The organism is Halorussus gelatinilyticus, assembly GCF_023238445.1.
GTDB classification, from domain to species: Archaea; Halobacteriota; Halobacteria; order Halobacteriales; family Haladaptataceae; genus Halorussus; species Halorussus gelatinilyticus.
In genome coordinates, this window is sequence record NZ_CP096658.1 from 3,026,349 (window position 1) to 3,050,739 (window position 24,391).

Here is a 24,391-nt window from a genome sequence, read left to right on the forward strand (position 1 = left end):
AGAGATTCAGAGGCCGGTACTGAAAAAGGGTACGGACACCCCGAAAATCTCTGCTTGGGACGTTGTTCTGACCTCGTACGCGACAGCACGAAGCTGTTCGAGTTGTTGCTCTGTATGGCCAATAATCCGTACGTCAGCCAGCGAGGTGGGTTCGAACGCCCAAATCCTCTCACAGATGAATCGGGCGCCCGCCTCGAGTTCATAGCTGCCACCACCCCAGCCGAGGACTGGAAGGACGAGCGTTCGACAATCCAATGCATCAGCCCGTGCAAGTACGGTCTGAGTCACATCGCGAATGCTCTGCTCCGTTGCGTCGCCCTCATCGGGACTCGATATCGCATGGAGCAGATAAATTGCGTTCAGCCCATGGGGGTCAGTGACAATTACATCACTACAGGACACCGGTCGATGCTGATTAATCTCGTCCATTATCGGACCACGTGCCTGTTCGCAGATCGCGGCGCTGACACCACAGTCCATCGAAGAATCCGGACTATTTGAATTCACGAGTGCATGGGCCGTCGCCTCAGTAATAGTCCCCTGATCCAAGGCAAACTGTATAGTGAATATAGGGGAGAGGGAAGTAAAGGCTGTGGCTATTGGTATTTATTGACGCACACCCGATAATGGCACTGTAGGTAGTAATCTTCTCGAAAACGGATATCTGTAGTGGCGAGACTCCGAGTCTCCGTCAGAATGTGACTTGCCAGTCGTGACCGCAGTCGGGACATTTGAAGCGCAGGACCCTGTTGCCGTCACTGTCGTGGGAAGTCCCCATCTTATTCATCACAAGTGTGTCACAGGCAGGACAACTTGCTGTCACGGTTCAATCTCACCACGCCGTTGCAAAGACCTTGTCGGCCCCGATGGAGTCCGTAAGGTAAAACTGCGAAACCGAGAGAACCGCTCGGGGTCACTCCCCGAGGCACTCGACACTCTGTCTATAGGAATTTCTGGAATCAGAAGTCCTTTTCCCGCGTACGGAATACGACTGATGAGACCATGGGCTCGACGCGAGCAGAATTCTATTCCCTGTACTTGACGCGGTTTGCTGGCAGCCTCGGCTTCATCACCATCCTCACGCTCCTGCCAACGTACATCGACGTCCTCGATCCCTCAGGCGTTGCAGTCGGACTGTTCATCACCGCATTAGGCGTCGGGCGAACTGTTGCTATCGTCCCTCTAAGTTGGGCCGGCGATCGGTACGACAAACGGACCATCCTCCTCATCGCGCTCGTAACGAGTATCAGTGCATACCTGCTTTTTGCGGCGATTTCGAGCAGTCTCGGGTTCATCGCCGCGCGAACCTTACAGGGCCTTGGCATCGTCGGGACCGGACTCATCAGCCTCGCGTTGATCAGTGAACTCGCACCCGCTGGTGACCGCGCGAACGTCATCGGCAAGTACAACTCGTGGCGGATGGCCGCAGGCATCATCGGCACGCTCGGTGCCGGACTGCTCTACCAGCAGTTCGGCTTCACGCCAATCTTTGCGATCCTCGCACTGCTCCTCACGGCGGCACTGCTCGGTGTGTGGCTGTTCATCGATCCGGACGACACGTCAGTCTCTGGCTTCGCGTTGTTTGACCTCGCGTTCAACCAACGCATTCTCACGCTCACGAGTTTCCGCGCCCAGTACGCAGTAGCCGTCACCCTCGTCCGAAAGTGGGTACCGATCTACGTGGGCGTCTCCGCCGCACGCGGTGGCCTCGCATTAAGTCCGTTCATCGTCGGGACGGTCATCGCCGCGGAGAAGTTCATGAACATGGTCTCCCAGCCGTACATGGGTCGCCTTTCTGACCGGTATGGGCGAGCGCTGTTCGTGTTCGCTGGTGGCGGTATCTACGGGCTCGTGGCGCTCGCAATCCCGTTCGCTGGTCCCCTTGGCTCGACGCTCGGACTGCCAGGGACACTCCCCGTTCTCGGAAACGTCTCTCCAGCGTATCCCGTGGTGTTACTCCTGAATGGCCTGCTTGGTCTCGCCGATAGTCTACGAGAGCCCGCAAGTATGGCGTTGTTTGCCGACGAGGGCGATGGCGAGGGGATTGCGAGTAGTTTCGGAATTCGGTCGTTGGTCTGGCGTCCAGGAGCAATTCTCGCACCGATAGTTGGAGGCTACTTGATGAGCGAAGTGGGAATGGAATGGGTGTTCTTCCTCGGCGGTGCTGCGGCTTTAAGTGGCGTACTGACGTTCGTTCTCGTCCTCTCGTCAGTTCATGGTCAACGTGCACTCGCAGAGTGGTGATCGAACAGCAACTCCGCAATGCATCGATAGGGCTTCTTTGTTCCTAAGGAAGCACGCCAAACTGCTCCGGCGAGACAGTATTTCCTTGGCTGTGTACGGGTTTCATGCCGTTTTATCCTTCTCCTTGACGTGCCGATGAGTATGGGGGAACTCGAAACTGAAGCACAGAAATCACGGGCAGAGGTTGAAACTATCTCCGTGAGTTGGCCGACAAACTTGATGGAAGTGGTGATGTGACGCTTGAACTCGGTGGAACGCAGGTGAACCTAAATCCGTCTGACCCGATCGCCTTCAAACTGGAGGGCGAATCGGACTGGTCCGAAGTTGACGCCGAAGCGAAACAAAGTATCGAATTCGAATTGGTCTGGTGGCGTGAGGCCCAAACCGCGGAGGAAGGGACGTTGGACGTCCGGGAGTAACAATCCCAATCACGGTTTTACAGCTCGTTGGAATTGCTTTGTTGAAAACAGTAGCTGATAACTGGTTCAGGCTGCCTGCGATAAGTATAGCAGTAGTTGGTAACACGGTTTCTTTATTCAGAACCATCCGTGTAACCGTCGCGCAATATAGAGCGTCCATTGACCGAAACGGCTTTGTGGAGAATCATGATGTGGGACGATTGACCCAGATAATCAAAACGTAGCTGAGAATGAAAATCTCGTGGTTTGATACCGATAGCAATCAAATTCCCCACGTTGGCAAATGTGAGTCACAGCCTGAGTAGTCCGGCCCACGAAAGACACACCATGACAGACCCCACTAATTCGGCGTCACTCGACGCCATGTTCGACGAGCTGTGGAACATCTACCGCTATCGCCTCTTGTTGGCTGTTTCCGACCATACCCCACGCACCGAAGACGAGTTTACCCCCGAGAGCCTCGCGTCAGACGAGCCAGATGATGACGACCTCGACGGAGTAAAAACGGAGTTACAAAACACTCATCTGCCAAAACTGGCCGAGCACGGCTATATCGAGTGGGACGCCGAGACACAGACGATATGGCGTGGGCCAAACTTTGAGGAGATTGCGCCACTCCTCAGACCGGTGGATGACCACCGCGATGAGTTGCCAAAAGGGTGGCTATAATGGCAGCCAAGCAGATGGAGTCAAAGAACGCACATCACGGAAAACGGGTGTTACTATCGACTATGAATTCTGTCACCCAGTTTCTCAACACGACAACCGGGAGTTAATATGTTAACAATTCACAAGACTGCAAATCGTAGTGAGCGGATGAGCAGCCGATCACCAAACTACCGCTGCTCACAGAACAATGAGAGGTCTTTAGATCCCATGGATATACTCACCACTCTTACCAAACTGGTTCGGGACACAGACACCGGAGTGAAGAGAGAATCGGGAAGTGGACGCGACCGTCTCGCTGCTGCCGTTGACGCAGAGTCGGAGATGGATTGCGCCCTCCTCATGTGGGGCACCAGAAAGAAAACCCTCCTCAAACTGGTCGAATTGTATGGTGGGCGGGTACACCAAGCGGAGTTAGTTGATCGCACAGGGTGGTCAAAATCCTCAGTTAGCAGACATCTATGTGAATTGGAAACCGACGGTGCGATCGCCCGTGTTCGAATCGGGCGTGGCAAAATTGTTCTGTTTCCCGATGACCCGCGTCTGGATGACCTCTCGAACTCAGACATCACTGACCGATAACTCGGAACAGTGTGAACGCTTCCACCAGTTCCATGACACCCGCAACTGTCTCGCAGGTACTTCCCCTCGGTGAAACAGTCATGCTGGGGCGGTGTTCGGCGTGATAGGTGCGCTAATCGGTGAACTCCCCCAGCGTGTCTTCTATGCGCACGCTGAGACCATCTCGACCTGCCCGCCGCAAGTATCGTAGTCACGTCGTTGCTGATTGCTATACTAATAATGAGCGGTTCTTATCTAACTCCGCATAGATACCGTTCCGTGAATGAGCGAACACGATAAGTTCGCACAACACATTGAGCAAAATCACCGAATAAGTTATGTAATATTTACTAAATAAAGAAATAGTATTACCAACTATTGATAGGGCTTGTATTCACCAAATCGGACTGGCTCGTATCGTGAGTGAGTTCCTGTTTCGACAGATAGTAGTTTGAGGGTTTACGCGAATCACCCGTTTATGGCGCACGAACAGGCCGAGGCTGAGGGGCCTATTGACGCATTCCGGCAGTTCTTTGCCCTCCAACGAGACGTGCTGGTGCTTTCCCTGGCAATGTTCGCCTTTAGTCTGGGCTTCCAGATGACCTCCCGATACCTGCCCGAGTACATCGTCGCACTCGGCGCGTCTGGGTTCGTCGTCGGACTGTTCGGGACGGTCGGCAACATCATCTCGGCGGTCTACCCATACCCCGGCGGCGCAGTGTCCGACCGCATCGGCTCACGGTACACGCTCACGATCTTCGGGCTCCTCTCAACTCTGGGCTTTGGGTTCTGGTTCCTCGCACCTGCCATTGGGACGATAGAACTCGCAGGCGTTTCTCTCCCGCCCTGGATCTGGATTTTCGTGGGACTGTTCCTGGCTCAGGCGTGGAAGTCGTTCGGCCTCGGCGCGACGTTTGCGGTCGTCAAGCAGGCGACCGACCCGTCGCGGCTGGCAGCAGGCTTCGCCAGTACGGAGACGTTCCGTCGGACCGCATTTCTGATTGGGCCGGTGCTGGCAGCCGTCCTCATCGGGTTTCACCCTGACTTCACTGTGAACTTCCAATACGTTCTCGGGGTTGCAGTCGTCTTCGGGGCCATCGGCACCGTTGTCCAACATTTCCTCTATGATGCCAGTTCCGACACCATCGGGGACTCCTTCGAAGGCCTCGACCAGATTCGGCAGGACCTCCGGGACATGCCCGAGGAACTCCGCCCGCTACTCGTCGGCGATACACTCGTCCGCTTCGCAAACGGTATGGTCTACGTGTTCTTTGTCCTCGTTGTCACTCGGTTCCTCAGCGTGGACGTGGAGATGACCGTCTTTGTCGGTGGTTTCACGTACCCGATTGATCTTCCGCCGGAGGCGTTCTTCGGGTATCTGCTGGGCGTTGAGATGGTGGTTGCGTTGCTCGTAATGGCTCCTGCCGCCAAGGCGGCTGAGTACGTGGGACTCAAGCCCGTCGTCGCAATTGGATTTGCGGTCTACGCTCTGTTCCCGATTGTACTTATCAACACCCCCGAAAGCACACTTGCCTTGATACTCGTGTTTGCGTTCTCGGGACTTCGTTTCGCGGGCCTCCCCTCGCATAAGGCACTTATCGTCGGGCCTGCCGAGCAGGATACCGGTGGCCGCGTCACGGGCATGTACTACTTGCTCCGGAACACGATGGTCATTCCGAGCGCGGCGCTCGGCGGTTACCTCTGGGACTTTGTCAGCCCCGAGATCACCTTCACGGTCGCGTCTGTCATCGGGCTCGTCGGCACCGGCTACTTCCTGCTCTTTGGCAAAGAATTCGACGCGTACCGTTAACCGGCTCCATCCATTGTCTTGCTACGCAAGATCAGTATATTCAGCACAGCTTTGTAGACCGGACTGGTGATTGAGAAAAGTAGTACCATAAGGTGCGCACTACGTACTTACCAGCCCCCGTCCCAGTCCCATCCGTTATTACTGATTTCAAGAGCGAACTCAGAACCTATCATCGACTGACTGAGCGTAACTTATATCCGGGGCCTCCATCATATATCAAGGTACCCGAGACTCCGTCCCGTCCTTTCTTCGTTCGCCCATCGGGGTGCCGCCAGTATGGAGGCATCATTCGATGGCACTGCTCTGAGATGCGCCGTGCCGGATGATTCCGCCGACCATTGGTGGCCAGCCGTGGGGCTACCAACTGACGGGGCTGGGCAGCCATCTACAATCATGACCACTGAAACTGACCTTCCCTGTACGGACTGTGGCACGGACCTCCATGAACGAACCCTGCCAGCTCACACGCTCTTAGCCTCGATTGAAGGCCATCAATACATCAACGTAGCTGACTGTCCCACCTGTGGTGCTCGGTATTATCCCGAGCAGACAGTAACAGTACTTGCAGAGGTATTGGGAGCACAGCGAACGGAGGAGGAGAGTTAATGCCTGTGGACACCTATTGCGGTGTCGACAACGAGGACCAACTCAGCGACGTTGCGGACGCTGTTTCAGCACCAACCACGATGCTCATTGCGGGCACAGTCGACCCGACGGAATACGCACTCGGTCTCCGCCTATTAGCGCACGCGGGAAGTGCTGATGATACTGCGATCATCGTCACGACCACAGAAGGCCGTGAGCAGGTGATTGCTCACACCCGGGATGGCGTCGTCGAAGACGAGGTGCCTTCGGTGGCCGTGGTCGATACCGTGTCTGAAGATCAGTACCTTACCGCACCGTACGCAGATATCCCCACGGTCTATATGCCCTCAGCGGGGGATCTAGAACGGGTTGTAATCGGCCTATCAGATTTGACCGGGACTGTCGTACCGTCTACGGGAACTCGACACTTTGTCATCCGGTCGCTCACACCACTGATTGAGGGAGCAACTACGGAACGGGTCTGTCGGCTTCTTGAACGAGTGAAGGGACTTCGAGTGGGTGACGGACTCGGAATCTTTGGCATCGATTTTACGGCCCACGACGAAGAGACAATGAACGAGTTGACAGCGGTGGTAGACCGCCTGCTGTGGGTGTCCGAGGATTCTGACGGGGGATTACAGTTCGAACTCCGAACAACGAGACGTCGCCTCTAGCACTAACGCATACTGTTAAGAAGGCCGTCAGTAGAGGTGTAGCATCGAACTTCACATCTCTCGTGGCCACACAGGAACTAGTCTCATCACAGCAGAACTTGATAGGTCGGGTGAGATGGACATCTGCGGAGAAAGGCGATAGGATGAAATCGACCACGTTTGAGCTTGTAATTAAGGACAAACAGGTTTAGTTCGTACTCACCGGAGATGGAAGTGGCGACGCCGATGCACCGGTCATCGAACGGCGGAACCAACTCGGTCGATTATATCCCCCGGCAGATGGCCTACGATTCGACGTATTCGATGTATTCGCGATAGACGAGGTTTCGGGAGAGCCCATGTTCAAGCGCGGCTTCCGAGATTGCGTCTGCCGTATCCATTCCCTCGTCCACATAGCGTTCCGCCGTTCGAACAGCGGGACCCAAACTTGGATACTGGTTCATGACTGCCTCGGTCGGACGAAAATACCGCTCGCCCAGTACACGTCTTTCATGTAGTCCTTCCCGTAAAAAAGTGTGTGTAAGGACACCACACACTACGTCCGATAACGCGGTGGCCAAAGGACAAGAGAACAATTGAAGTAGATCGATTGGATAGACCGAAGACGCACATTAATGACCGAGATACTCCAATTTTCGACGCCCTCTTGCGGCCAGTGTCCGCAGCAAGCAGAAATCCTCCAATCGCTGGCAGCAGACCGACCAGATGTACAGTTCGAGAAAATTGATGCGACGGAGGCGACGGCCAAAGCCAACGAGTACGGTGTGCGGTCCGTCCCGTCAACAATCGTTCTTGACGATGATGGAACGGTCATCTCGAAGTTCGATGGTCTGACGCAAGCCAACGCAATTGAGAACGTTCTGTAGCAACGATTTCTCCATATAGCATTCGTCCCTTCAAGTCACGATTTTAGGTAGGCTGTACTATGAACGGATTCTTACCTTGCAAAACCCTCTTCTTCTAATAGAACCGCTCCGACCGTATACAATGCAGAGCGTGAATTGAATAGCGGTGATTATAATTTGTGTTGAACAATTCGTCTTTCTTGGTCATACTCGATAATGTTGGCCTCTTTGAGCTTCGGGATATGAACGTGATAGAGTGACGCATGAACACGCGTGACCGCCTCTGTGGTCGGAGAAGCTTCGCCATTCTCACGTTTCGCAACTTCATGAGCTAAATCTGTCAAGCTCATCGACGTCTCGTGACTCTGTAATGTCGAAAGGACGTATCGTCGCCGTTCAGCCCGTAGCACGTCAAAAAGAGTATTGACAGACACGGTGTCGCTCTCAACGAGGTCAAGAAACTCCTCCAACTCGTCCATTGGTAACGACTATCAATCTACTAGTCTATATTATTATGGTTTTGGGAAAGAGCAACTATACAACGTCTGCGGATGCGATAAATTGTGTGTCACGTTCCCACATTTAGAGAACCGGAATCAGGTTATCTGTACCAAGCTGTTTGATGCGATAGTTTCGACAGCGAGACCTGTACCTCCTTGTGGTCGGCCGGCTGACTGTCTCTTATGGTGGAAGTTCGAGCACTCACGACCGATGCCGTGATCGTGCTCGACGGGGAAGTACTGCTCCTCGAACGTGACCATCCTCCGTTCGACGGGTATTGGGTGCTCCCCGGTGGCGTCGTCGAACGGGACGAGACCGCACGGGAGGCGTGCGTCCGCGAAACGAGAGAGGAGGTCGGACTCGACGTCACTGTCGAGGAGTTCGTCGGTCTCTACGACGATCCAGACCGCGACGAGCGCGGGAACGTCAGTGCGGCGTATCGGTGTACGCCCGCCACTGACGACCCGCCGGTTCCCCGCGAGGAGGCCCGACAGGTAGCGACGTTCGATCCGACTGACCTCCCGGGAATGGGCTTCGATAACGAACGGATCGTCACGGACGCGCTCCACGAATGAGATGTCAACCGTCGAGGGGGCGCGGGTTTACTATCTCAACCGCGTCGTCGGACTGTCTAATTCGAATCGATTCCCCGACGGCAGGTCGTACATCTCCTTGGTGTTGTCCCGAGTCAGAACGGCGCTGGACGCGTGTTCGGATTCCAGCATCTCGACTTCGACGACGCTATCGTCCGGGAGTACCATGTACTCAGGCCAGTTGAAGACGAAAGTCACGACGAGACCGTCAGCCAACATGTCTTACACGTTCGATTCCGGATTAGTAGGCAGTAATGCTCAGGAGGAATCCGGTCAAAGCACGAAACGATGAGCAGTCAAATCGTCGTCCATCCTGAATTCGACCGAGTGTGGCCGTTCGCAGCCGACCACCTACACAGTCTCTGGGCCGAGCAGGGACCAGTTGAGTTCACTCGACTGGACGACACCGACAGCCGCGATTTGTGCCAGGTACTTCCAGATCCGCAGACGGTCACCCGGTTGGTCTCTCTCGGGGTGCCTATCTCCAACGACTGTCTCGATCAACTTACTGCGCTCGAAGAAGCAGTCGTCTACTCGCCATCTTCGATGTATTCCACGGACGAGGAGATCGCTACCCAACTCGAAGCGAGCGGGGTAACCGTCTATCGCCAACCGTCAGAGGGGTTCTGGGGCCAGTCGGTCGCCGAATTCGCAGTCGGGTTGACGATCGCAGGCCTTCGCCGGATTCCCCAACTCCACAAGGAGATTATCACCAACCAAGAGCCCTGGGACTACGATCCGGATGAGACGCCCGAACCAGGTGGACGCGGCCACCAGTTCGGTGACGACCCCGCGTTCACCAACGGGACGATTGCAGGCAAACGCGTCCGAATTGTCGGCGTTGGCAACATCGGGAGCCGATACGCGGACTTCACCTCCAGCATGGGAGCGACTGTCGCCGCGTACGATCCGTATGCCGATGAGCCCTGTTTCCACCGGTCAGACGCCCGCAAGGTCTGGCGGCTTGACGAACTCGTGACTAACGCCGACATCTTCGCTCCGATGGTCCCGCTGACTGAGGAGACAGAAGGACTGGTGACAGCCGAGCACATTAACGCACTCCCAAGCGGCTGTCTCATTGTGCTTGTCACTAGAGCACAGGTTTGCGATATGGAGGCGGTGCGTGACCGCGTCAGCGCCGATGAGATTGCGCTTGCCGCGGACGTCTAGGACATCGAACCGCTCCCCCTCGACGATCCGCTTCTTGATCGACATAACGTCGTTCATACACCTCATCTCGCCGGACGTACACGCCACGCAAACGAACAGTGGGCTGAAACGCTTGCTGCACAGTTCAAACCGAGGAACTAGAGGTTCAGTTTCTACTCACACTTCTCGGCAGTTACTGACGTCAAACCTAGTAGGGATCTGTCATAAAGAGATATAGAATCCATATCGAACAAATACCGGATTTTTACGCTAATCGGACGCCTGCGAGACGCTTGTTAACCGGTCAGGCGTGGAGTTCGGGGTGACACCGTTCAAGCGCTTCGTGGACTGCGTTGCGGCGACCGACAAATGTGAGGTGGTCACCCTGCTGGAGCAACAAGTCCGGTTCGGGAATTTGTGACTCGCCGTCGCGACTGACCAGCGCAATTAGCACCCCATCGGGGAGTTCCCGATCGAGATCGCTGATGGTTTTTCCGACGAGTCGCTCTGCCGTCACCTCGATTTCTTGGACATCACCGGTCCGCCCGAGTTCCGACATCCACTCCGAAAGTGCGGGCCGCTCGACCGCGTTGTCCATCGATTGGGCAATGGACTCGTCCGCCGAAATCGCACGAACACCGAGTTCCTCGAACGCCTCCGCGTTGCCCGGTGTATTCACGCGTGCAATCACCGTCTCGACATCGAACTTCGAGTTGGCCAGTTGGGCGACGAGCAGGTTCGCATCGTCATCCCCAGTTGCAGCGGCGACGATCTTGGCGTTCTCCGCGCCGGCGGATGTAAGCACATCGCTGTTAGCACCGTTACCATGGTGGACGGTGAACCCGGCGTTCCGTGCTGTCTCGACCGTTGCTTGGTCCTGCTCGATGATGACGACGTTCTCGCCCCGGTCCTCCAGTCGTTCGGCGAGACCACGACCGACGCGGCCCCCGCCAACGATGATGACACGCATTGGAATGACGTCGAGTACTTCTGCGATGTGTCTGGCAAAACCTCCTTCGAAAACGACCGTTGCCAAAATTACGAGGAATACCGTTCCGACGAGGGTCGTTGCTGCCTCGGGACTGGACGACCGAAGTTGTAACGCGAAGAGGGTCGCGACGCTCGCCGGGATGATTCCGCGCGGGGCGACGGTACTCATGAAGAGTTGTTCCCGAAACGTGAACTGATCGCCGTAGGTACTAATCAAGACTTGAAGTGGGCGAACGAGACACGTGACTCCAAGGACCACGAGGAGACCCCCAACGCCCAGTGCCAGCAAGTCGTCGAACGAGAGCAGTGATGCAAGGACAATGAAGACAAATGATAGCACGACGAGAGTGATATCGCCCTTGAACGCGGCGATTTCGTCTTCGTAGGGGAGATCGGCATTGCCGAGGAGGACGCCAGCTGTTGCGACAGCGGCGATCCCTGATTCGTGGGACAGCGCTTCTGCAACCCCATAGGTTGCGATTGCACCGATAAGGATAATGAGCCGTGAGTTCTGGACGGCGTTCGTTGGCGATAAGTCAACGTGTTTGAGCAGGTACCACAGGATGCTCGCGGCGAGCACGCCGACGAGGATACCAACACCGAGTCGAGTGATGAACGATTGAAACAGGCTCGTCGTCTCGGGATTCCCTGGCGTAACGAGATCGAACACGACGACGGAGAGAATCGCTGCCGTCACGTCGTTGACGATCCCTTCCGTTTCGAGTGCTGCCCCAACCCGGTCACGCACCGGCACGACGTCTAGGAGCGGTGTAATGACGGTGGGTCCTGTTGCGACGAGTAAAGCTCCAATGAGAAGTGCCAGTCCCCATGAAGTACCGAGCGCGAGTCGGACAACGATGGCAGTTCCGACCAGCCCGATGATTGCACCGACCGTTCCGAGACGGAACGCGGCCCGTGGCGTCTGGCGAAGCTTCTCCCGTTTCAGGTGGAAGGCGCCCTCGAACACGATGATTGCGACACTCAGGCCAACGATTGCCGGGAGTGACGAGCCGAAGGCCGCTGGCGTGATAATGCCGAGTCCCTCTGGTCCCACCGCAATGCCGGCAAGGATGAGAAACAGGACGCTTGGAATTTCCAGCCGGTCGGCTAACACCTGGGCAGCGACACCCAACCCTAAGATGGTCACCACAAGGGGAAGTAATCCAGTCCCCGCACTCACGATCGAGACACCTGTCTGGATGAATTCGCCCGTGATATAAAGGTGCCGTGAAATTCAGGTACTATTGAGAATCCTCTACGCCCAGTGGAGAGGATTGACTGAACCGGAACCCCTTTTCGGGCCGTTGTAAAAGGGTTTGTATGCGAGTCACAGACGTCGAGACGTTCGTGGTTGATGCCGACTGGCGCAACTGGTTCTTCGTCCAAGTTGAAACAGATAAAGGGATTACTGGTGTCGGAGAAGCACTGAGTGGTGAAGGACTCACAGCCGCGTTAGAGGCGACTGCGGAGGCCCACAAACACTACGTCATCGGGGAGGACCCCCTCAACCGAAAGAAGATCAATCGCCAACTCCGCCGATATCCGTTTGCATGGCGGGCTGGGAAGCTCATTAACGCCGTCTCCGCAGCGTTCGATATCGCGCTCTGGGACATCGCCGGGAAGTATTACGATGAGCCCGTCTGGAAACTCCTCGGCGGGAAGGTGCGGGACGAGATCCCCGTCTATGCCAACGGCTGGCACATCGGCGAACGTACCCCCGAGAACTACGCCCATCACGCCAAGAAGGCCGTCGAGGAACAGGGCTATCCCGCGTTGAAGTGCGATCCGTTCGCCCACTATGAGTACTCGCTGTCAGACGATCAGATCGAGGAGGTTGCGGAACTCCTCGAAGCGGTTCGTGACGCCGTCGGTTGGGACGTCGGTATCGCGCTCGACTGCCACGGTCGATTCACGCGGCGAGGTGCAATCGAGGTCGCAGATGCCCTCGAAGAGTACGACATCATGTTCCTCGAAGAACCCGTCGAGCTGGAGGACCGGGACGTGATGGCGGACGTCACCCAGCACGTCGACATGCCGGTGGCGACGGGTGAACGCCTATACAACAACGAAACGCTGGAAGATGTCGTCCGCAAGCAGGCCTGCGATATCGTCCAACCGGACGTAACCAACTACGGGAGCCTTCAGGAGGTCCAGCACGCCGCAGCCATCGCGAAGTCACGCTACCTGACGGTCGCGCCGCACAATCCGAATGCAGGCATCAGTACGGCAGCGTCCGTCCATCTCTGCGCAGGGATCGAGAATCTCGAAGTGCTTGAACATATGAGCCGTGACGTCGAGTGGGGCGACGAGATCATCTAACACGACTTCGAGGTCGAAGATGGGACGATAGCGGTTCCCGACGAACCGGGGCTCGGTGTCGAGTTCGATGCCGACGCCGCACGTGAGTATCCCGGCGAGCCCAAGGATAGTCACAGTCTCTTCGACGAGGAGGGCGCGCTAAAGCGGCCATAACCAGTTTTAGGGGAAATTGGAAGTCATCGGACAGTACCGTTACTCCTCACCCGTCGTGGCATCCGGACGGGTGAGGAGGTATCCGAAACCGTACAGCACTGCTGCAACGACGACTGCGAGGAGTGTAACGAGTCCTGCTGGGATACCGCTTAGGAGACGTACCGTGCGGCCATAGCTGTCACGGTCGAGTTGCAATCGATTCCAGCAGCGGGAACCGACTACCTGAGGGTGAATGCGGTCGAGCCACGATGGCTCCGCAAGTGCAACATTCGTGTCATCCGAATCGGCCTCCATATCGGGGAGAGGGTACTGCTCTCAGAAATACGTAGTGCTCCGATTGTCATTCCACACGGTAGCGTCTTCATTGCTAGTGTAGCAGACGATTGACCGTATTCTGGATCAACGGGCACAACTTCCGGGAGTATTTATGGCTCGCCTGCGAAGAAGTACGTAACCGAAAGACGCGCAGTCCCGTGTCCGGTCACAGGGAATTTCGTCCGCGAGGTGGTTTTGGCTAGCGGTTCATCGAAGACCTTCCTCATCGGACGGGAGTCCACACGGTACTGTGGTGACGGGACTCCAAGCCGTTACCGTGCTCGTGGACTGCTATGATCGGCAGGTAACTATGGAAATCGAAATTGCGACAATCGGCGGCTACGAGGAAGTTGGCCGCCAGATGACCGCGGTCCGTGCCGGAGAGGACATCGTCATCTTCGACATGGGGCTCAACCTCTCGAACGTACTGATTCACGACAACGTCCAGACCGAACAACTGCACTCGCTCGACCTCATCGACATGGATGCGATTCCGGACGACCGCATCATGAGCGATCTCGAAGGCGATGTGCAGGCCATTGTGCCGACCCATGGTCACCTCGACCACATCGGCGCGATTAGCAAACTCGCCCATCGCTATAATGCTCCGATCGTGGCGTCGCCGTTTACGCTGGAACTCGTCAGAGAGGAAATCCAGGACGAGGGGAAGTTCAACGTCGAAAACGACCTGGTGGAGATGGACGCGGGCGAAACGATGGGCATCGGCGAACACTGCGAGCTTGAATTCGTCAACGTGACCCACTCCATTATCGACGCCATCAACCCGGTCCTCCACACGCCCGAGGGTGCAATCGTCTACGGCCTCGACAAGCGGATGGACCACACGCCGGTGCTCGGTGACCCCATCGACATGAAACGGTTTCGGGAACTAGGTCGTGAGAGGAACGGCGTGTTGTGTTACATTGAAGATTGTACCAACGCAAACAAGAAGGGTCGGACCCCCAGCGAAGCCGTCGCTAGAAGTCAACTCCGAGACCTCATGATGAGCCTTGAGGACTTCGACGGCGGCATCCTTGCCACGACGTTTGCCAGTCACATCGCTCGGGTCACGAATCTCGTCGAATTCGCAAAGGAAATCGGACGCCAACCAGTCCTCCTCGGGCGGTCGATGGAGAAGTACTCCGGGGCAGCCGAACGCCTCGGGGCCACAACCTTCCCCGAGGATCTCGGCATGTACGGCCATCGCAAGTCCGTAGACCGGACATTCAAACGCATCATGAAAGAGGGCAAGGAGAACTTCCTGCCAGTCGTGACGGGCCACCAGGGCGAACCGCGGGCAATGCTCACTCGGATGGGCCGTGGGGAGACACCGTACGATCTTGACAACGGCGACAAGGTTATCTTCTCGGCAGGGATCATTCCTGAGCCGACCAACGAGGGCCAGCGCTACCAGTCCGAGCGCCTCCTGAAGATGCAGGGCGCCCGCATCTACGACGACGTCCACGTCTCTGGCCATATCTCGCAGGAAGGGCATTACCAGATGCTCAATACGCTCCAGCCCCAGCACGTAATTCCGGCGCACCAGAACATGCAGGGCTTTTCGGGCTATGTTGACCTCGCAGAGAGTCAAGGCTACAAGCTTGGCCGTGACCTGCACGTGACTTCCAACGGAAATACGATTCAGTTGGTGTAAAGAACGTTCGTTAATCGCGCTCGAAAACGACAACTCATATCCCCGTTCTACTGTACTGTCTCTCCATGCAAGATAACTCTCTTACCGTCGATCTAGAGTTTGGTGAAACTGAACTGATACCTGCGATTGCACAGGACGTCGAGACGGACGAGATTCTGATGCTCGCGTACGTCTCACCGGACGCGCTTGCGAAAACCCAGAATACGGGTCTCGCTCACTACTACTCTCGTAGCCGCGATGAGCTGTGGCAGAAGGGCGGCTCTAGCGGACACGTCCAACGCGTCGAGGAGATCCGAGTTGATTGCGATGGGGATGCGCTGCTCTACCGTGTTGAACAGGAGGGCGGGGCCTGCCATACGGGGTACCGCTCGTGTTTCTATCGAACGCTCGACGGGGACATCGTCGGAGAGAAAGTATTCGATCCTGACGAAGTATACGAGTAGCCCCCACCAACGAACGGCGTGGAACTGATAGCGGGAGGTGGAGTTGAACCACCGATCTCCAGGTCATGAGCCTGGCGGAATCACCGGGCTATCCTATCCCGCTGTACCGCCGTTTGGACACCGAGCAGTTAACGGTTTGGAACACGCCGTCCCATCACCACGATGAATTCAGCGATACTCACTTATCGGGTCCATCGCCAACTGATTTCGTCTACTCCAGAATGATACATTCCTTTAGAGACGTTCCCACAGTTGGGACAATTAACGGTGAAAATCGAGTACTCATCGGGCGTGACTTCCTGATCGGAGTCGCAGGCAGGACACACAACCTCAATCGGTGCCATCACCGATACTTTCAGTCTCCGATATCTAATGGTTGTTGCCCAATCTAAATGCACTCCTTCTGTACGAGGCGTAACGGTTCAGTGTACCCACTGTCCATTGACGTTTGACAAAATAAGATTCTAAAAGCTCGATGTGCATATTCCGAGGGCTTTGTTGAAACCCTTGCTGAGGAGCATGACGAATGATTACTAGGAGATAAGATGGATGTCCTCCCGAAATCACGTCTTCTCCGATTCGTTGAGCGTGCTATGGTGCTGGCTCGACGTGCTGTTACACGGTTCTCAACCCGATATTCACGGAAGCGATTTACATTTCGGCAACACGTCGTTCTGCTCTGTCTAAAGGTCAAGAAGACAACGACGTACCCGACCTTGTTGACGAACTCATCTACCGCACCGATAATCGGAGGAATGAACATCCCAACAACGGCTCTTGTGACCGCGGTCGTTGATAGCCTCACGAACGTTGTGGGAATTGGGTTGGAGTCGATGTGTGGCCCCACTTGAGACCGAGTACCCCCGGGAGTTGAGAGTCTGCTGTGGCGGTCTGTGCATATGTACGCGGCGGGGTTCGCGGGATGCGCCGTCAGGACTCGCGCCACTTGTGGCCGCACTCGACGCAGGTGAACAGCCGAACCTCGTAGGAGCCGCCCGGCTTCGGCATCATCTCGTAGTCGGCCCGGTCGCTGTCGCAATCGTCCGCCGGACAGGGCTCCTGCATCGTCTCGGTGGCACCCTGGGTCGCGTCGGCCACGACGGGTGCCCCGTCGTCCCGCTGTCCATCCTGGGTCGTCATCGCCGCTTCTGCGTGCGAGTCCCGCACCTCCTCGTTCTCACAGGAGCGACACACCCACGTATCGCCCTCCGTGTGCATCAGCGAACCACACTCGTCACAGAATTGCATACAGAGTAAGAATACACGAGTGTCGGATAAATGTGTTAACTTCTGATCCGTCGTGGATTTCGGGCAACTGCTTATGCTGACTGTACTGAGTTATCGAAGAGACAACAGGCACCGGATCCTTCTCATCGTAGCCGGGGGAAAGCGTGTTTTCGCAGACGTAGTAGAAGTTCGCCGCGGCGGTCCAGAGGTCAGACGACAGGGCATCGTCGTACATGTGGAGCGCGACGTGGATGTCAGCCTCCGCGTCCGCTTCGATCCGTTTCGAACGGCACTCTCGGACATCCCGCTAGACGGACGCGACGTCCCCGGAGATTTCGATTTCCTCGGGTATCTCGTTCATTCCGAGCAACGCGGTCGCAGAATTGCCCAGAGAGAGTTGAGACTGATACTTCAGCGCGCCCCTCCCTGATGTGTAGGCCCCAGATACTACTTCGTGGCGGACGGGTGTACAACGCGAGTACCGGCGTGTCAGCGCTGTCCCCTCGAACCTGAGTGCCAGTACGCAGACCCCGGTTCGAGGAGGTGAGAAACCAGTACGTACTTACATGGATTTGGGAGTGGATTGAAGAGCACCGCCGTTTATGTCGACACATGCTCCGACGTACGTTCCTGCGAGCGCTTGCGGGTCTCTCGGCACTCCCGTTCGTTCCTGGCCGTCTTGACCCGACGCCGAAAAGATTCCCTGCTGACGGACATCTTATGTTCTGGTACCATTTCCGGCAAGCGGTCATCACCGACCACGGAATGAGCACGGAATGGTCCCGAGAAACCCTCGTCGAGAATTTAGAGCTCACCCAGTGCTCCCGCAACGAGGCGAAACTAGCATTGGAACTCGCGCACAACGGGTACTACTCTCTCGACACAGTCCCCGAAGAGTGGCGAGAATACTTTGACCGGGTTGATCGAGTTGACCGGCAACACGAAGAGACGGCGTGAGATATGTAGGATCACGGAATTTACATTGGACATTCGGTGTGGTCACCGACTCAGTAACTATCCGAGCGTTGAAGTCGGTCAGTGGCCGTCGACAAAGCATGCTCCGCGAAATCATCGCTGATACCGACAACGACGACGGAACACCTGTCGTCCGCCTCCGATGCCCCGAGTGCCGATCCCGGATCGACCGCGAGTACTCTGTCCGGTACGGCGAACGGATCAAGTGCGACCAGTGCCGAGAACCCGTGCTCGTCACGTTCCAAGTCGAGCAGGTCCCACAGTAACGAACCCCCTATACCGGGTCAAACAAAAGCCCGATTCACCCAACTTTTTATCGTTATTTCCCCGGAGAGTTCGTTAAGTGTCTGACCATCGGCGTGCCGGAGTTCAGAGGTTCCGGATCATCCGCGGCCTCAACAGTGTAGACGGTCTCTTCACGAAGACGGGGAAGAACACGATTCGTCTCAGAACCAACGCCGACCAGGCGGAACTCCTTGACAACAGGGATCCGCCGGAGGTACTCATTCTAGCTCCGCGTCCGAAGGCAATCTAAGCTGGAGCTCCTGTTCCAGTATCGTCATAATTCGTTTCTTCGCGGAGTCAGAGTTCCCACTCCGTCGCGTGGCCGTTCGGAGTTCCTCGAAAGCGTCAGCAAGTGCGGACACGACATCGTCCGGTAAAGTCTGCGGATCAATTACCGGAAGTTCTCGGAGGTCACTGATACTGAGCGACTCGTAGCCATCCTGGCGTGTGTACGTCTCCTCGGTGAGGAGTTGCGCGGTGAACTCGCTGTTGAGGTACGCGAGTAACGCCTTCATCTCGACCTCGGCGAGTCGGATACCGTGAAGTCCGTGGAAATTATGGACGTTTCGAGCCCGCACCTCGTTGAGAACGAACGGGAATCCGTCACGGCTCGTATCCGGCACCACGATCTGCGGCGGGTCGTGACGCGGCGGGCGATACCAGTACGTCCGCCGGTCGAACGCGTCGGTCCCAACGAGATCGTGGACCGTTACCGCAGTCCGTAGATACGGCTGCAACCCGGTCTCGTCTCCGTCGTTCTGTAGCGAATCCGGGACGGACCGCACCTGCTCGGCGAAAGTGGCGATCTCGTCGGGAACGTTCGACAGTTCGTCCGGATCGAGAAGCCACACCGCCGCACCGCTCTCCCGCAACTCCGCCCAGCCTATCTCGGTGAAGTCGTAGCCATCGACGACCGACGGGCGTCGAATCAGGCGGGAGAGCTGCTCCTCGGAAATACCGTACTCGTCCACAGTCTGCTGTGACAAGCAGAAGAAGTTGACTGCCCCGGTGACGGCCCCGCGTCGACACGTTGCGAGTGTACGTAGCGGTACGAGTCCGTGCGTCTCAATGCTTTCCCGGTCGAAGAGCGACTGCCAGTTGCTAGTTGGATCGAGCTGTTCTTGTTGGCGACAGACCACCTCACCCCACAAAGTTTCGCCGTCGACAACGCCGTCGATGGCGTCGCGGATTTCGTTCGTATCGACATCCTCGTCAACGCGCACGAACCGCGTGTCTCCAGTAGGAGCGTCTTCTGCGGGCACTTCGAGGCACACGAGAAGCGCGGTCTCGTCGGCCGTATCGAAGATTGACGTCGCTTCCGGATTGAACCGGACGAGGGACTTGATCCGGTACTCGTCGAGGAGGAATCGCTTGAGCGTCTCGCCGAATTTGCGGCTGAGCCAACTCTGGGGCGTGATGAACGCGGCTCGATCTCCGGGACCTAAGAACTCCCGCGAATGGTACAGGAAGTACGTATACAACGGCGATTTGCCGCTGATCGTGCGCCCGGTGCTGTCCTCGAACCGCGCGTTGCAGCGTCGCTTGTAGCTCGCTGGCAGCGCTTGGGCACCGGTGAACGGTGGATTCGAGACGATGCCGTCAACCTCACCGGGAAGGTCATCCGGCGAGAGAGTGAGGAAATCCACTGTCTGCGGCTCGTGAGACTGTCCAGACAACGTCAGCGCAGTCGTCCCCATCAGCATCGAGAGTGGGCTCTGATCGACACCGAAGACCTTCTTCGGGTCTAAGTCCGTCAGCCAGTGGGGATGGAACGGGCTGGACAGGACTCCGGACCCTATCCCCGGATCGAGTACTGTGTCGTCGCCAGTGGTAACCCACGAGCGCAGCAGTCGGCCGACGGCTGGCGGCGTGCGGAACTGCCCCAGCGATTGGCGGCTCTCACTCGTCGTGAGTCTCTCATAGACCTGCCCGATGTCTTCTGCCGGGTTCCGAGAGGTGAGGAGGCAATCGCGGGCTTCGACGACGGGCGTGACGATGTCGTCGTCGGCCCGCCAGATGATTCTGTCGACGGGCAGTTCTCGAAACGCTGCATCCCCCGTTTCGTGGTACGCGTGCTGAAGGGCAGCGCGGATGTCTGCCGAGAGTGCTGACAGGTCGCCACGCCGCTGATACCACTCGTAGAGAGTCATCTTCAGTAGGATGCTAATCACACTATGCCTGGCCAGGACCGTCCGTCGCTCGTCTTGAGGGAGCGTATCGAGACCGTGACGTTCACTCCACGTCTGTATAGCCGTCTCTAGTGAGGCTGAGTCAACCATCGCCGCGAGGTGATCGGCCGCCGCTGAGAGGCGGTCAAGAAGGTCGTCATCGACGACGGACTCGTCCAGTCGGGGGAATGACGCTGGTGTCTCCGGTGTGACCCTTGGAGGGACAGGGGTCGTGATCGGACAGTCGTCCGGGGTACAGCTGGTATCGACATCTGTCCTTCTCGTCGTTCGATACGCCCCAGGTTGTGAACCTGAATTCGGGAGTGCCAGGTTCGTTCCGGCGAGTCTCTCCATCGTGATGGACCGGTCTCATGAACCCCTCGTTTATAAACGTTAGTCGGACGGGCGCAATCGAATCCTAACGGTACGTACCATCAGGAGGCAGATTTGCGCAAAATCGGTGCACACCACGAGAGCTCCGCTATAGAAAGTAGTAGATGAGGTCCCGGCTCGGAATGTCGATACCGACTTTAGAGGTTGAACGTCGTGAGACCCGGGTTGCTTGGCCCGGAACTGTTCAGACCGTGCAGAGTTCGCGCGGCTCAATTCCATCGCTCTCAGTTCCCCACCCATGAGGTTACCTTGGACACAAGCCGGAGCCGTCTCCGACTTCCGAAATAGTCATCGTGATTCTTAATTTGCGGAGCCGTCCTGCACTTCCGAAGGGTCCGCCGAGAAAACCAATACACGTTTTCCGCAAAGGAGTAGAGTACGACGGCGATTTTAGGGAACTATCTATCTAGTGTTAGGTCATTCGATATCTCAGTATTCCCCTCAAAACGTCGCTGTAGGATGATTCTGCATGAATCGCAGGAGAAGTTAATGTACCTGCGCCGTGTGGTGGTTCCCAACGAACCATCGTATTCTCAATAGAAATGGTTGGGGGAAGATGACACTTTTTAGAAGCCAGAGAACCCCGGTATCTGATTACTGACATTCTGTGGGTTGATATCGCATAGAAAACGGAGTTGATCGCCGTCGCGTGATGCGGTTCCCGAAGATTCACTGTGAATGTACATTACTCCGCGCTGTACGGCGGTTCCGAAGAGTTCGGCGCGTGAGGAATGTGAACCGGACGGCGCGAATTCACGCTTTGACAGCACGGTCGCTTGATTGAGCGCACGACCATATCGTCCGCGACCCTGGCCATGTCAGCGGATTCTCAACAATTCGTGTGTCGCTTCCATTACCGCCCGCGAAGAGCCTACAATCCGTTCTTGACAGAATTCATATATAGTTTAGCGAAGCGCACGCGTTCCGCAGTTGATTCAAGCGTTTGAACCCCTCAGACCCACCGTTATCCGCCTAATCAACCCCTTGCTCCGAGACCAGTATAACTAGGGTACTGTCCCCCATTCAGGGGCGACAGCAGGGGTACTGCGGAAGAGTGAGTTACCAGTTGGTTGAGAAGAGGACGGCCGGGTCGATTGTGGTGGTCGGGTCACCTATTGTGGAGGACCAGAGATCGGAGGTCGTTGTCCAGCTCTCGACCACCCAGCTCGTGGCTCCCTCGTAGGCCTCGCGGATTTGCTTTTGTCCCGTCGAGACGTTCGGCTCGGAACCAAACGCGCCGTTCGGAAGTTCCGCGCTGAGGGCTTCGTGGTTGTGCCAGTGGTTGAAGATTTGGTAGGCGGTTTCGCGCGTGTCGAAGACCGCGCACGGAACTATCCCCTGATTGTGGAGGTCAACGAGCTTCCGGTACGTGTTGCGGTGAAGCGTCCAGTTGTGGTGGCTCGTCAGTACTTCACCGGCGTAGAGCTGTCCGTTTGGGTTCCTGCTCACGATGTCGACGGTGTAGCCGTTCAGGTTGCAGTACGTCTCGACGTCGCGGCCGTGGTGGCGTTCTCGGATGGTGGCCAACCCGACGGCGACGCGGTGTGGGAGACCCTCTCTGGGATCGCCTTTGAGCGGTGGGAATGCGCTGTGTTGGTTGATGAGCGTTCGACCCTTAAGCGTCGGGCTGTACCAGACCTTTTTCCGCAAGATCGTCTTCGGAGCCAGGTAGACGGACGCCTCTTGTTCGTACCACGGGTGGTCTCCGAACGCTTCGGCGAACTCGTAGTCGTGGTCGGGGTCAATGACGAGTCGCTTGAGGTCGTCTTGGTCGAGGTCGCCGAAGAGGTCGGTCCAGCTCGGGAGTTTGTCCCGGAGGAGGTGATGACCGCGAACGCGTTCCCCGTTCCACAGCCTCCCGAGGCGCTCAAGTGCAACACGGCGGTCGTGAGTGAGCCTCATCTGTCGGCCCGCCGCACCACCAGGCACGACGTCGACGGTGCCTTCGTACTTCGCCGTGTCTGATTGTTCCCACGGGGGGAGTTCTTCGACGTCGAGTGTCTGTCGACGGGGATTGTACCCGTAGACGGACTGGAGGTACTCTTCGGTCACCCACGCAGCGTGCGGAGCCGGGAACGAGTTCCCCCAGAGGATGAGGTCGTCGACGTCGGCGGGGTGACCGGGGTCGTAGCCTTCCAGTGGCCACACGTCGGGGTCGGGATCATCGTCTGTCGGAGAGAAATCCCCGAATAAGCGCGGTTCCATGTACGGACCGTCGAACATACTGTCGCCTCCGAGGTAGATGAGTCGAATGTCACGGTCGGGGTAGTCGAGGGACGTCGTCATCTTCTCCAAGTTTTCCGGAGGCGACGTCGCACGATCTGGTCGGAATGGAGGTCCGGTCGACATACACTTGGTATGCCCGTGCCACGTTTAATGGTCTGGACTTAGTCGTTATTGGTGGTGCAGAGACTGTCGAAACAACAGGACAGCACGCGCGGCACGAATCCAGCTGGAACTTATGCATTAGCTAGGTCTACGTGATGAATTAGGGGGTCTGCCTCTTCGTTTAGTACTGGTTCCTCTTAGAACGGATTTGCGTTCGTTGCAGGTGGTGAGCCGTGTCGCTGTAGTCTGAAAGATCGAGGCTGCTAGTCGCCGACTTCTTCGATGACCTCCGATTCCTCCAGACCGGACTCCGGCGTGTAGTAGAGCGCTGCGTCGGTCAGTTCGACGATGCGGTAGTACCGGTGCTTCTTGTTGTTGTGGCTCGCACCGCTGACTTTGACGATGTCACCGCTGGACAGCTCGCTGATGTCCATGTGGTAGTCACTGTCGATTGTCTGCTTGTCGAGCCAGTCGCCGTCGACGGCGTACGTGTCGTGGGTGCCGGTGACCTTCATGATCCATGCCTTGCCCGCTTTGCGGTTGGGGTGCGCTGAGAGGTCCGTCCACGCGACGTACCGGCCGTTGACTAAATCAACTCTCTCTGCGTCGTCCGTGTCGATGTCGTACTTACGTCGCTCCAGTTCTTCTTCGATTTCTTCGCGCTGCTCTTCTAACTCCTCGGTCGTGAACTCGTAGAGCTCACTTTGTCTGTGGTCGTGGGGGGTCGCTTGTTCTACCATCGGCACACCTCGAAAACCGCCAGCCCCTTTTCAATGTAAGGCCTGAACGGGGGAAGGAACAGTGCTTCTCGACACAGCGGACGGCGGAAAACACGCTTCTTACCCCGGTTTGAGACTGTCAGCGCGACCTCCTGACTGAGCGCACGACCATATCGTCGTTTGCCGGTAACAGAAGTCCTGCGCGCGTCGCTTGCGATGGATCGTTCAGAATCACACCACGGGGCCGAGCTCAGACTGTATTGAACCGGTAGACAGCGATACTCACCACCCGCAAACTGCCAGCTACGGAACCCGTGTCGGGCTGACCGACGAAGTCTGTTCTGCGTCTTGTCATAGTCAGACTCTCGATATTCT

General features: G+C 56.7%; 24 protein-coding genes, 1 tRNA gene and 1 pseudogene. 16 read left to right on the forward strand and 10 right to left on the reverse strand.

What is annotated here, in order from left to right:
- Positions 1-6 precede the first annotated feature (6 nt).
- Positions 7-507: a macro domain-containing protein gene (locus tag M0R88_RS15515; RefSeq protein WP_256468589.1), complete on the reverse strand. Its 501-nt coding sequence runs from the start codon at positions 505-507 to the stop codon at positions 7-9.
- 495 nt (positions 508-1,002) lie between these two features.
- Between M0R88_RS15515 and M0R88_RS15520 the strand changes: the two genes are divergently transcribed.
- The 8 genes from M0R88_RS15520 (at position 1,003) to M0R88_RS15545 (ending at position 7,825) form a co-directional block, all read left to right on the forward strand.
- Complete coding sequence (locus M0R88_RS15520) at positions 1,003-2,244, forward strand: MFS transporter (protein ID WP_248649947.1); 1,242 nt, start codon at positions 1,003-1,005, stop codon at positions 2,242-2,244.
- A 233-nt stretch (positions 2,245-2,477) separates the two neighbouring features.
- Positions 2,478-2,663: an amphi-Trp domain-containing protein gene (locus tag M0R88_RS15525; RefSeq protein WP_248654383.1), complete on the forward strand. Its 186-nt coding sequence runs from the start codon at positions 2,478-2,480 to the stop codon at positions 2,661-2,663.
- A gap of 363 nt (positions 2,664-3,026) precedes the next feature.
- Positions 3,027-3,332, forward strand: a complete 306-nt coding sequence (locus M0R88_RS15530) for a DUF7344 domain-containing protein (RefSeq protein ID WP_248654384.1) — start codon at positions 3,027-3,029, stop codon at positions 3,330-3,332.
- A 339-nt stretch (positions 3,333-3,671) separates the two neighbouring features.
- On the forward strand, positions 3,672-3,911 hold the full coding sequence (locus M0R88_RS18780; RefSeq protein WP_368408879.1) for a helix-turn-helix transcriptional regulator: 240 nt from the start codon (positions 3,672-3,674) through the stop codon (positions 3,909-3,911).
- Positions 3,912-4,011: 100 nt separating this feature from the next.
- Positions 4,012-4,101: a hypothetical protein gene (locus tag M0R88_RS18895; protein WP_497007278.1), complete on the forward strand. Its 90-nt coding sequence runs from the start codon at positions 4,012-4,014 to the stop codon at positions 4,099-4,101.
- A gap of 267 nt (positions 4,102-4,368) precedes the next feature.
- Complete coding sequence (locus tag M0R88_RS15535; RefSeq protein ID WP_248649949.1) at positions 4,369-5,700, forward strand: MFS transporter; 1,332 nt, start codon at positions 4,369-4,371, stop codon at positions 5,698-5,700.
- 605 nt (positions 5,701-6,305) lie between these two features.
- Complete coding sequence (locus tag M0R88_RS15540) at positions 6,306-6,959, forward strand: DUF7504 family protein (RefSeq protein ID WP_248649950.1); 654 nt, start codon at positions 6,306-6,308, stop codon at positions 6,957-6,959.
- Between the two features lie 614 nt (positions 6,960-7,573).
- Positions 7,574-7,825, forward strand: coding sequence for a thioredoxin family protein (locus tag M0R88_RS15545; RefSeq protein WP_248649951.1), 252 nt, complete (start codon positions 7,574-7,576; stop codon positions 7,823-7,825).
- 149 nt (positions 7,826-7,974) lie between these two features.
- On the opposite strand, the gene M0R88_RS15550 is transcribed toward M0R88_RS15545, so the two are convergent.
- The gene (locus M0R88_RS15550; RefSeq protein ID WP_248649952.1) at positions 7,975-8,283 is read right to left on the reverse strand and encodes a DUF7344 domain-containing protein; all 309 of its coding nucleotides are present in this window, start codon (positions 8,281-8,283) and stop codon (positions 7,975-7,977) included.
- 204 nt (positions 8,284-8,487) lie between these two features.
- Here M0R88_RS15550 and M0R88_RS15555 point away from each other — a divergent pair, with 204 nt between their 5' ends.
- Positions 8,488-8,880, forward strand: a complete 393-nt coding sequence (locus M0R88_RS15555) for an NUDIX domain-containing protein (protein WP_248649953.1) — start codon at positions 8,488-8,490, stop codon at positions 8,878-8,880.
- 30 nt (positions 8,881-8,910) lie between these two features.
- Here M0R88_RS15555 and M0R88_RS15560 read toward each other — a convergent pair whose 3' ends face one another.
- Complete coding sequence (locus M0R88_RS15560; protein WP_248649954.1) at positions 8,911-9,117, reverse strand: hypothetical protein; 207 nt, start codon at positions 9,115-9,117, stop codon at positions 8,911-8,913.
- Positions 9,118-9,186: 69 nt separating this feature from the next.
- On the opposite strand from M0R88_RS15560, the gene M0R88_RS15565 reads away from it, so the two are divergent.
- Positions 9,187-10,068, forward strand: coding sequence for an NAD(P)-dependent oxidoreductase (locus M0R88_RS15565; RefSeq protein WP_248649955.1), 882 nt, complete (start codon positions 9,187-9,189; stop codon positions 10,066-10,068).
- Positions 10,069-10,351: 283 nt separating this feature from the next.
- Here the strand turns inward: M0R88_RS15565 and M0R88_RS15570 are convergent, their stop codons facing one another.
- Positions 10,352-12,217 carry a cation:proton antiporter domain-containing protein gene (locus tag M0R88_RS15570; RefSeq protein ID WP_368408839.1) on the reverse strand — a complete coding sequence of 622 codons (1,866 nt, stop codon included), beginning with the start codon at positions 12,215-12,217 and terminating at the stop codon, positions 10,352-10,354.
- A 140-nt stretch (positions 12,218-12,357) separates the two neighbouring features.
- On the opposite strand from M0R88_RS15570, the gene M0R88_RS15575 reads away from it, so the two are divergent.
- Complete coding sequence (locus tag M0R88_RS15575) at positions 12,358-13,356, forward strand: mandelate racemase/muconate lactonizing enzyme family protein (protein ID WP_248649956.1); 999 nt, start codon at positions 12,358-12,360, stop codon at positions 13,354-13,356.
- Between the two features lie 192 nt (positions 13,357-13,548).
- Here M0R88_RS15575 and M0R88_RS15580 read toward each other — a convergent pair whose 3' ends face one another.
- Entirely contained in the window at positions 13,549-13,803 is a 255-nt protein-coding gene (locus M0R88_RS15580) for a hypothetical protein (RefSeq protein WP_248649957.1), read from the reverse strand.
- Positions 13,804-14,134: 331 nt separating this feature from the next.
- On the opposite strand from M0R88_RS15580, the gene M0R88_RS15585 reads away from it, so the two are divergent.
- Together M0R88_RS15585 and hisI are read left to right on the forward strand one after the other, a co-directional pair.
- Positions 14,135-15,478 (forward strand): ribonuclease J, encoded by a 1,344-nt coding sequence (locus tag M0R88_RS15585; RefSeq protein ID WP_248652285.1) that lies wholly within the window; start codon positions 14,135-14,137, stop codon positions 15,476-15,478.
- 65 nt (positions 15,479-15,543) lie between these two features.
- Positions 15,544-15,921, forward strand: coding sequence for a phosphoribosyl-AMP cyclohydrolase (gene hisI, locus M0R88_RS15590; protein WP_248649958.1), 378 nt, complete (start codon positions 15,544-15,546; stop codon positions 15,919-15,921).
- A gap of 28 nt (positions 15,922-15,949) precedes the next feature.
- Here hisI and M0R88_RS15595 read toward each other — a convergent pair.
- A tRNA-Met gene (locus M0R88_RS15595) sits at positions 15,950-16,024 on the reverse strand.
- Between the two features lie 442 nt (positions 16,025-16,466).
- Between M0R88_RS15595 and M0R88_RS15600 the strand changes: the two are divergent.
- Positions 16,467-16,670: pseudogene (locus M0R88_RS15600) on the forward strand (IS5/IS1182 family transposase); the annotation flags it as partial.
- A gap of 181 nt (positions 16,671-16,851) precedes the next feature.
- On the opposite strand, the gene M0R88_RS15605 reads toward M0R88_RS15600, so the two are convergent.
- On the reverse strand, positions 16,852-17,169 hold the full coding sequence (locus M0R88_RS15605; protein ID WP_248649959.1) for an RPA12/RPB9/RPC11 RNA polymerase family protein: 318 nt from the start codon (positions 17,167-17,169) through the stop codon (positions 16,852-16,854).
- A gap of 73 nt (positions 17,170-17,242) precedes the next feature.
- Here M0R88_RS15605 and M0R88_RS15610 point away from each other — a divergent pair, with 73 nt between their 5' ends.
- Together M0R88_RS15610 and M0R88_RS15615 are read left to right on the forward strand one after the other, a co-directional pair.
- Positions 17,243-17,578 (forward strand): hypothetical protein, encoded by a 336-nt coding sequence (locus tag M0R88_RS15610; protein WP_248654386.1) that lies wholly within the window; start codon positions 17,243-17,245, stop codon positions 17,576-17,578.
- Positions 17,579-18,203: 625 nt separating this feature from the next.
- Positions 18,204-18,389, forward strand: a complete 186-nt coding sequence (locus M0R88_RS15615; RefSeq protein ID WP_248649961.1) for a hypothetical protein — start codon at positions 18,204-18,206, stop codon at positions 18,387-18,389.
- 237 nt (positions 18,390-18,626) lie between these two features.
- On the opposite strand, the gene M0R88_RS15620 is transcribed toward M0R88_RS15615, so the two are convergent.
- From M0R88_RS15620 to M0R88_RS15630, 3 genes are all read right to left on the reverse strand, one after another.
- Positions 18,627-20,930 carry an N-6 DNA methylase gene (locus M0R88_RS15620; RefSeq protein ID WP_248654387.1) on the reverse strand — a complete coding sequence of 768 codons (2,304 nt, stop codon included), beginning with the start codon at positions 20,928-20,930 and terminating at the stop codon, positions 18,627-18,629.
- A 1,098-nt stretch (positions 20,931-22,028) separates the two neighbouring features.
- On the reverse strand, positions 22,029-23,255 hold the full coding sequence (locus M0R88_RS15625) for a hypothetical protein (protein WP_248654388.1): 1,227 nt from the start codon (positions 23,253-23,255) through the stop codon (positions 22,029-22,031).
- Between the two features lie 305 nt (positions 23,256-23,560).
- On the reverse strand, positions 23,561-24,037 hold the full coding sequence (locus tag M0R88_RS15630; protein ID WP_248649964.1) for a hypothetical protein: 477 nt from the start codon (positions 24,035-24,037) through the stop codon (positions 23,561-23,563).
- Positions 24,038-24,391: the final 354 nt, after the last annotated feature.

Coding starts and splice junctions, on each gene's coding strand:
- M0R88_RS15545 (WP_248649951.1), top strand. CDS start 7,574: ATGACCGAGATACTCCAATTTTCGACGCCCTCTTGCGGCCAGTGTCCG.
- hisI (WP_248649958.1), top strand. CDS start 15,544: ATGCAAGATAACTCTCTTACCGTCGATCTAGAGTTTGGTGAAACTGAA.
- M0R88_RS15585 (WP_248652285.1), top strand. CDS start 14,135: ATGGAAATCGAAATTGCGACAATCGGCGGCTACGAGGAAGTTGGCCGC.
- M0R88_RS15565 (WP_248649955.1), top strand. CDS start 9,187: ATGAGCAGTCAAATCGTCGTCCATCCTGAATTCGACCGAGTGTGGCCG.
- M0R88_RS15560 (WP_248649954.1), bottom strand. CDS start 9,117: ATGTTGGCTGACGGTCTCGTCGTGACTTTCGTCTTCAACTGGCCTGAG.
- M0R88_RS15535 (WP_248649949.1), top strand. CDS start 4,369: ATGGCGCACGAACAGGCCGAGGCTGAGGGGCCTATTGACGCATTCCGG.
- M0R88_RS15615 (WP_248649961.1), top strand. CDS start 18,204: ATGCTCCGCGAAATCATCGCTGATACCGACAACGACGACGGAACACCT.
- M0R88_RS18780 (WP_368408879.1), top strand. CDS start 3,672: ATGTGGGGCACCAGAAAGAAAACCCTCCTCAAACTGGTCGAATTGTAT.
- M0R88_RS15630 (WP_248649964.1), bottom strand. CDS start 24,037: ATGGTAGAACAAGCGACCCCCCACGACCACAGACAAAGTGAGCTCTAC.
- M0R88_RS15575 (WP_248649956.1), top strand. CDS start 12,358: ATGCGAGTCACAGACGTCGAGACGTTCGTGGTTGATGCCGACTGGCGC.
- M0R88_RS15520 (WP_248649947.1), top strand. CDS start 1,003: ATGGGCTCGACGCGAGCAGAATTCTATTCCCTGTACTTGACGCGGTTT.
- M0R88_RS15540 (WP_248649950.1), top strand. CDS start 6,306: ATGCCTGTGGACACCTATTGCGGTGTCGACAACGAGGACCAACTCAGC.
- M0R88_RS15550 (WP_248649952.1), bottom strand. CDS start 8,283: ATGGACGAGTTGGAGGAGTTTCTTGACCTCGTTGAGAGCGACACCGTG.
- M0R88_RS15625 (WP_248654388.1), bottom strand. CDS start 23,255: ATGACGACGTCCCTCGACTACCCCGACCGTGACATTCGACTCATCTAC.
- M0R88_RS15555 (WP_248649953.1), top strand. CDS start 8,488: ATGGTGGAAGTTCGAGCACTCACGACCGATGCCGTGATCGTGCTCGAC.
- M0R88_RS15530 (WP_248654384.1), top strand. CDS start 3,027: ATGTTCGACGAGCTGTGGAACATCTACCGCTATCGCCTCTTGTTGGCT.
- M0R88_RS15580 (WP_248649957.1), bottom strand. CDS start 13,803: ATGGAGGCCGATTCGGATGACACGAATGTTGCACTTGCGGAGCCATCG.
- M0R88_RS15610 (WP_248654386.1), top strand. CDS start 17,243: ATGCTGACTGTACTGAGTTATCGAAGAGACAACAGGCACCGGATCCTT.
- M0R88_RS15605 (WP_248649959.1), bottom strand. CDS start 17,169: ATGCAATTCTGTGACGAGTGTGGTTCGCTGATGCACACGGAGGGCGAT.
- M0R88_RS15620 (WP_248654387.1), bottom strand. CDS start 20,930: ATGGAGAGACTCGCCGGAACGAACCTGGCACTCCCGAATTCAGGTTCA.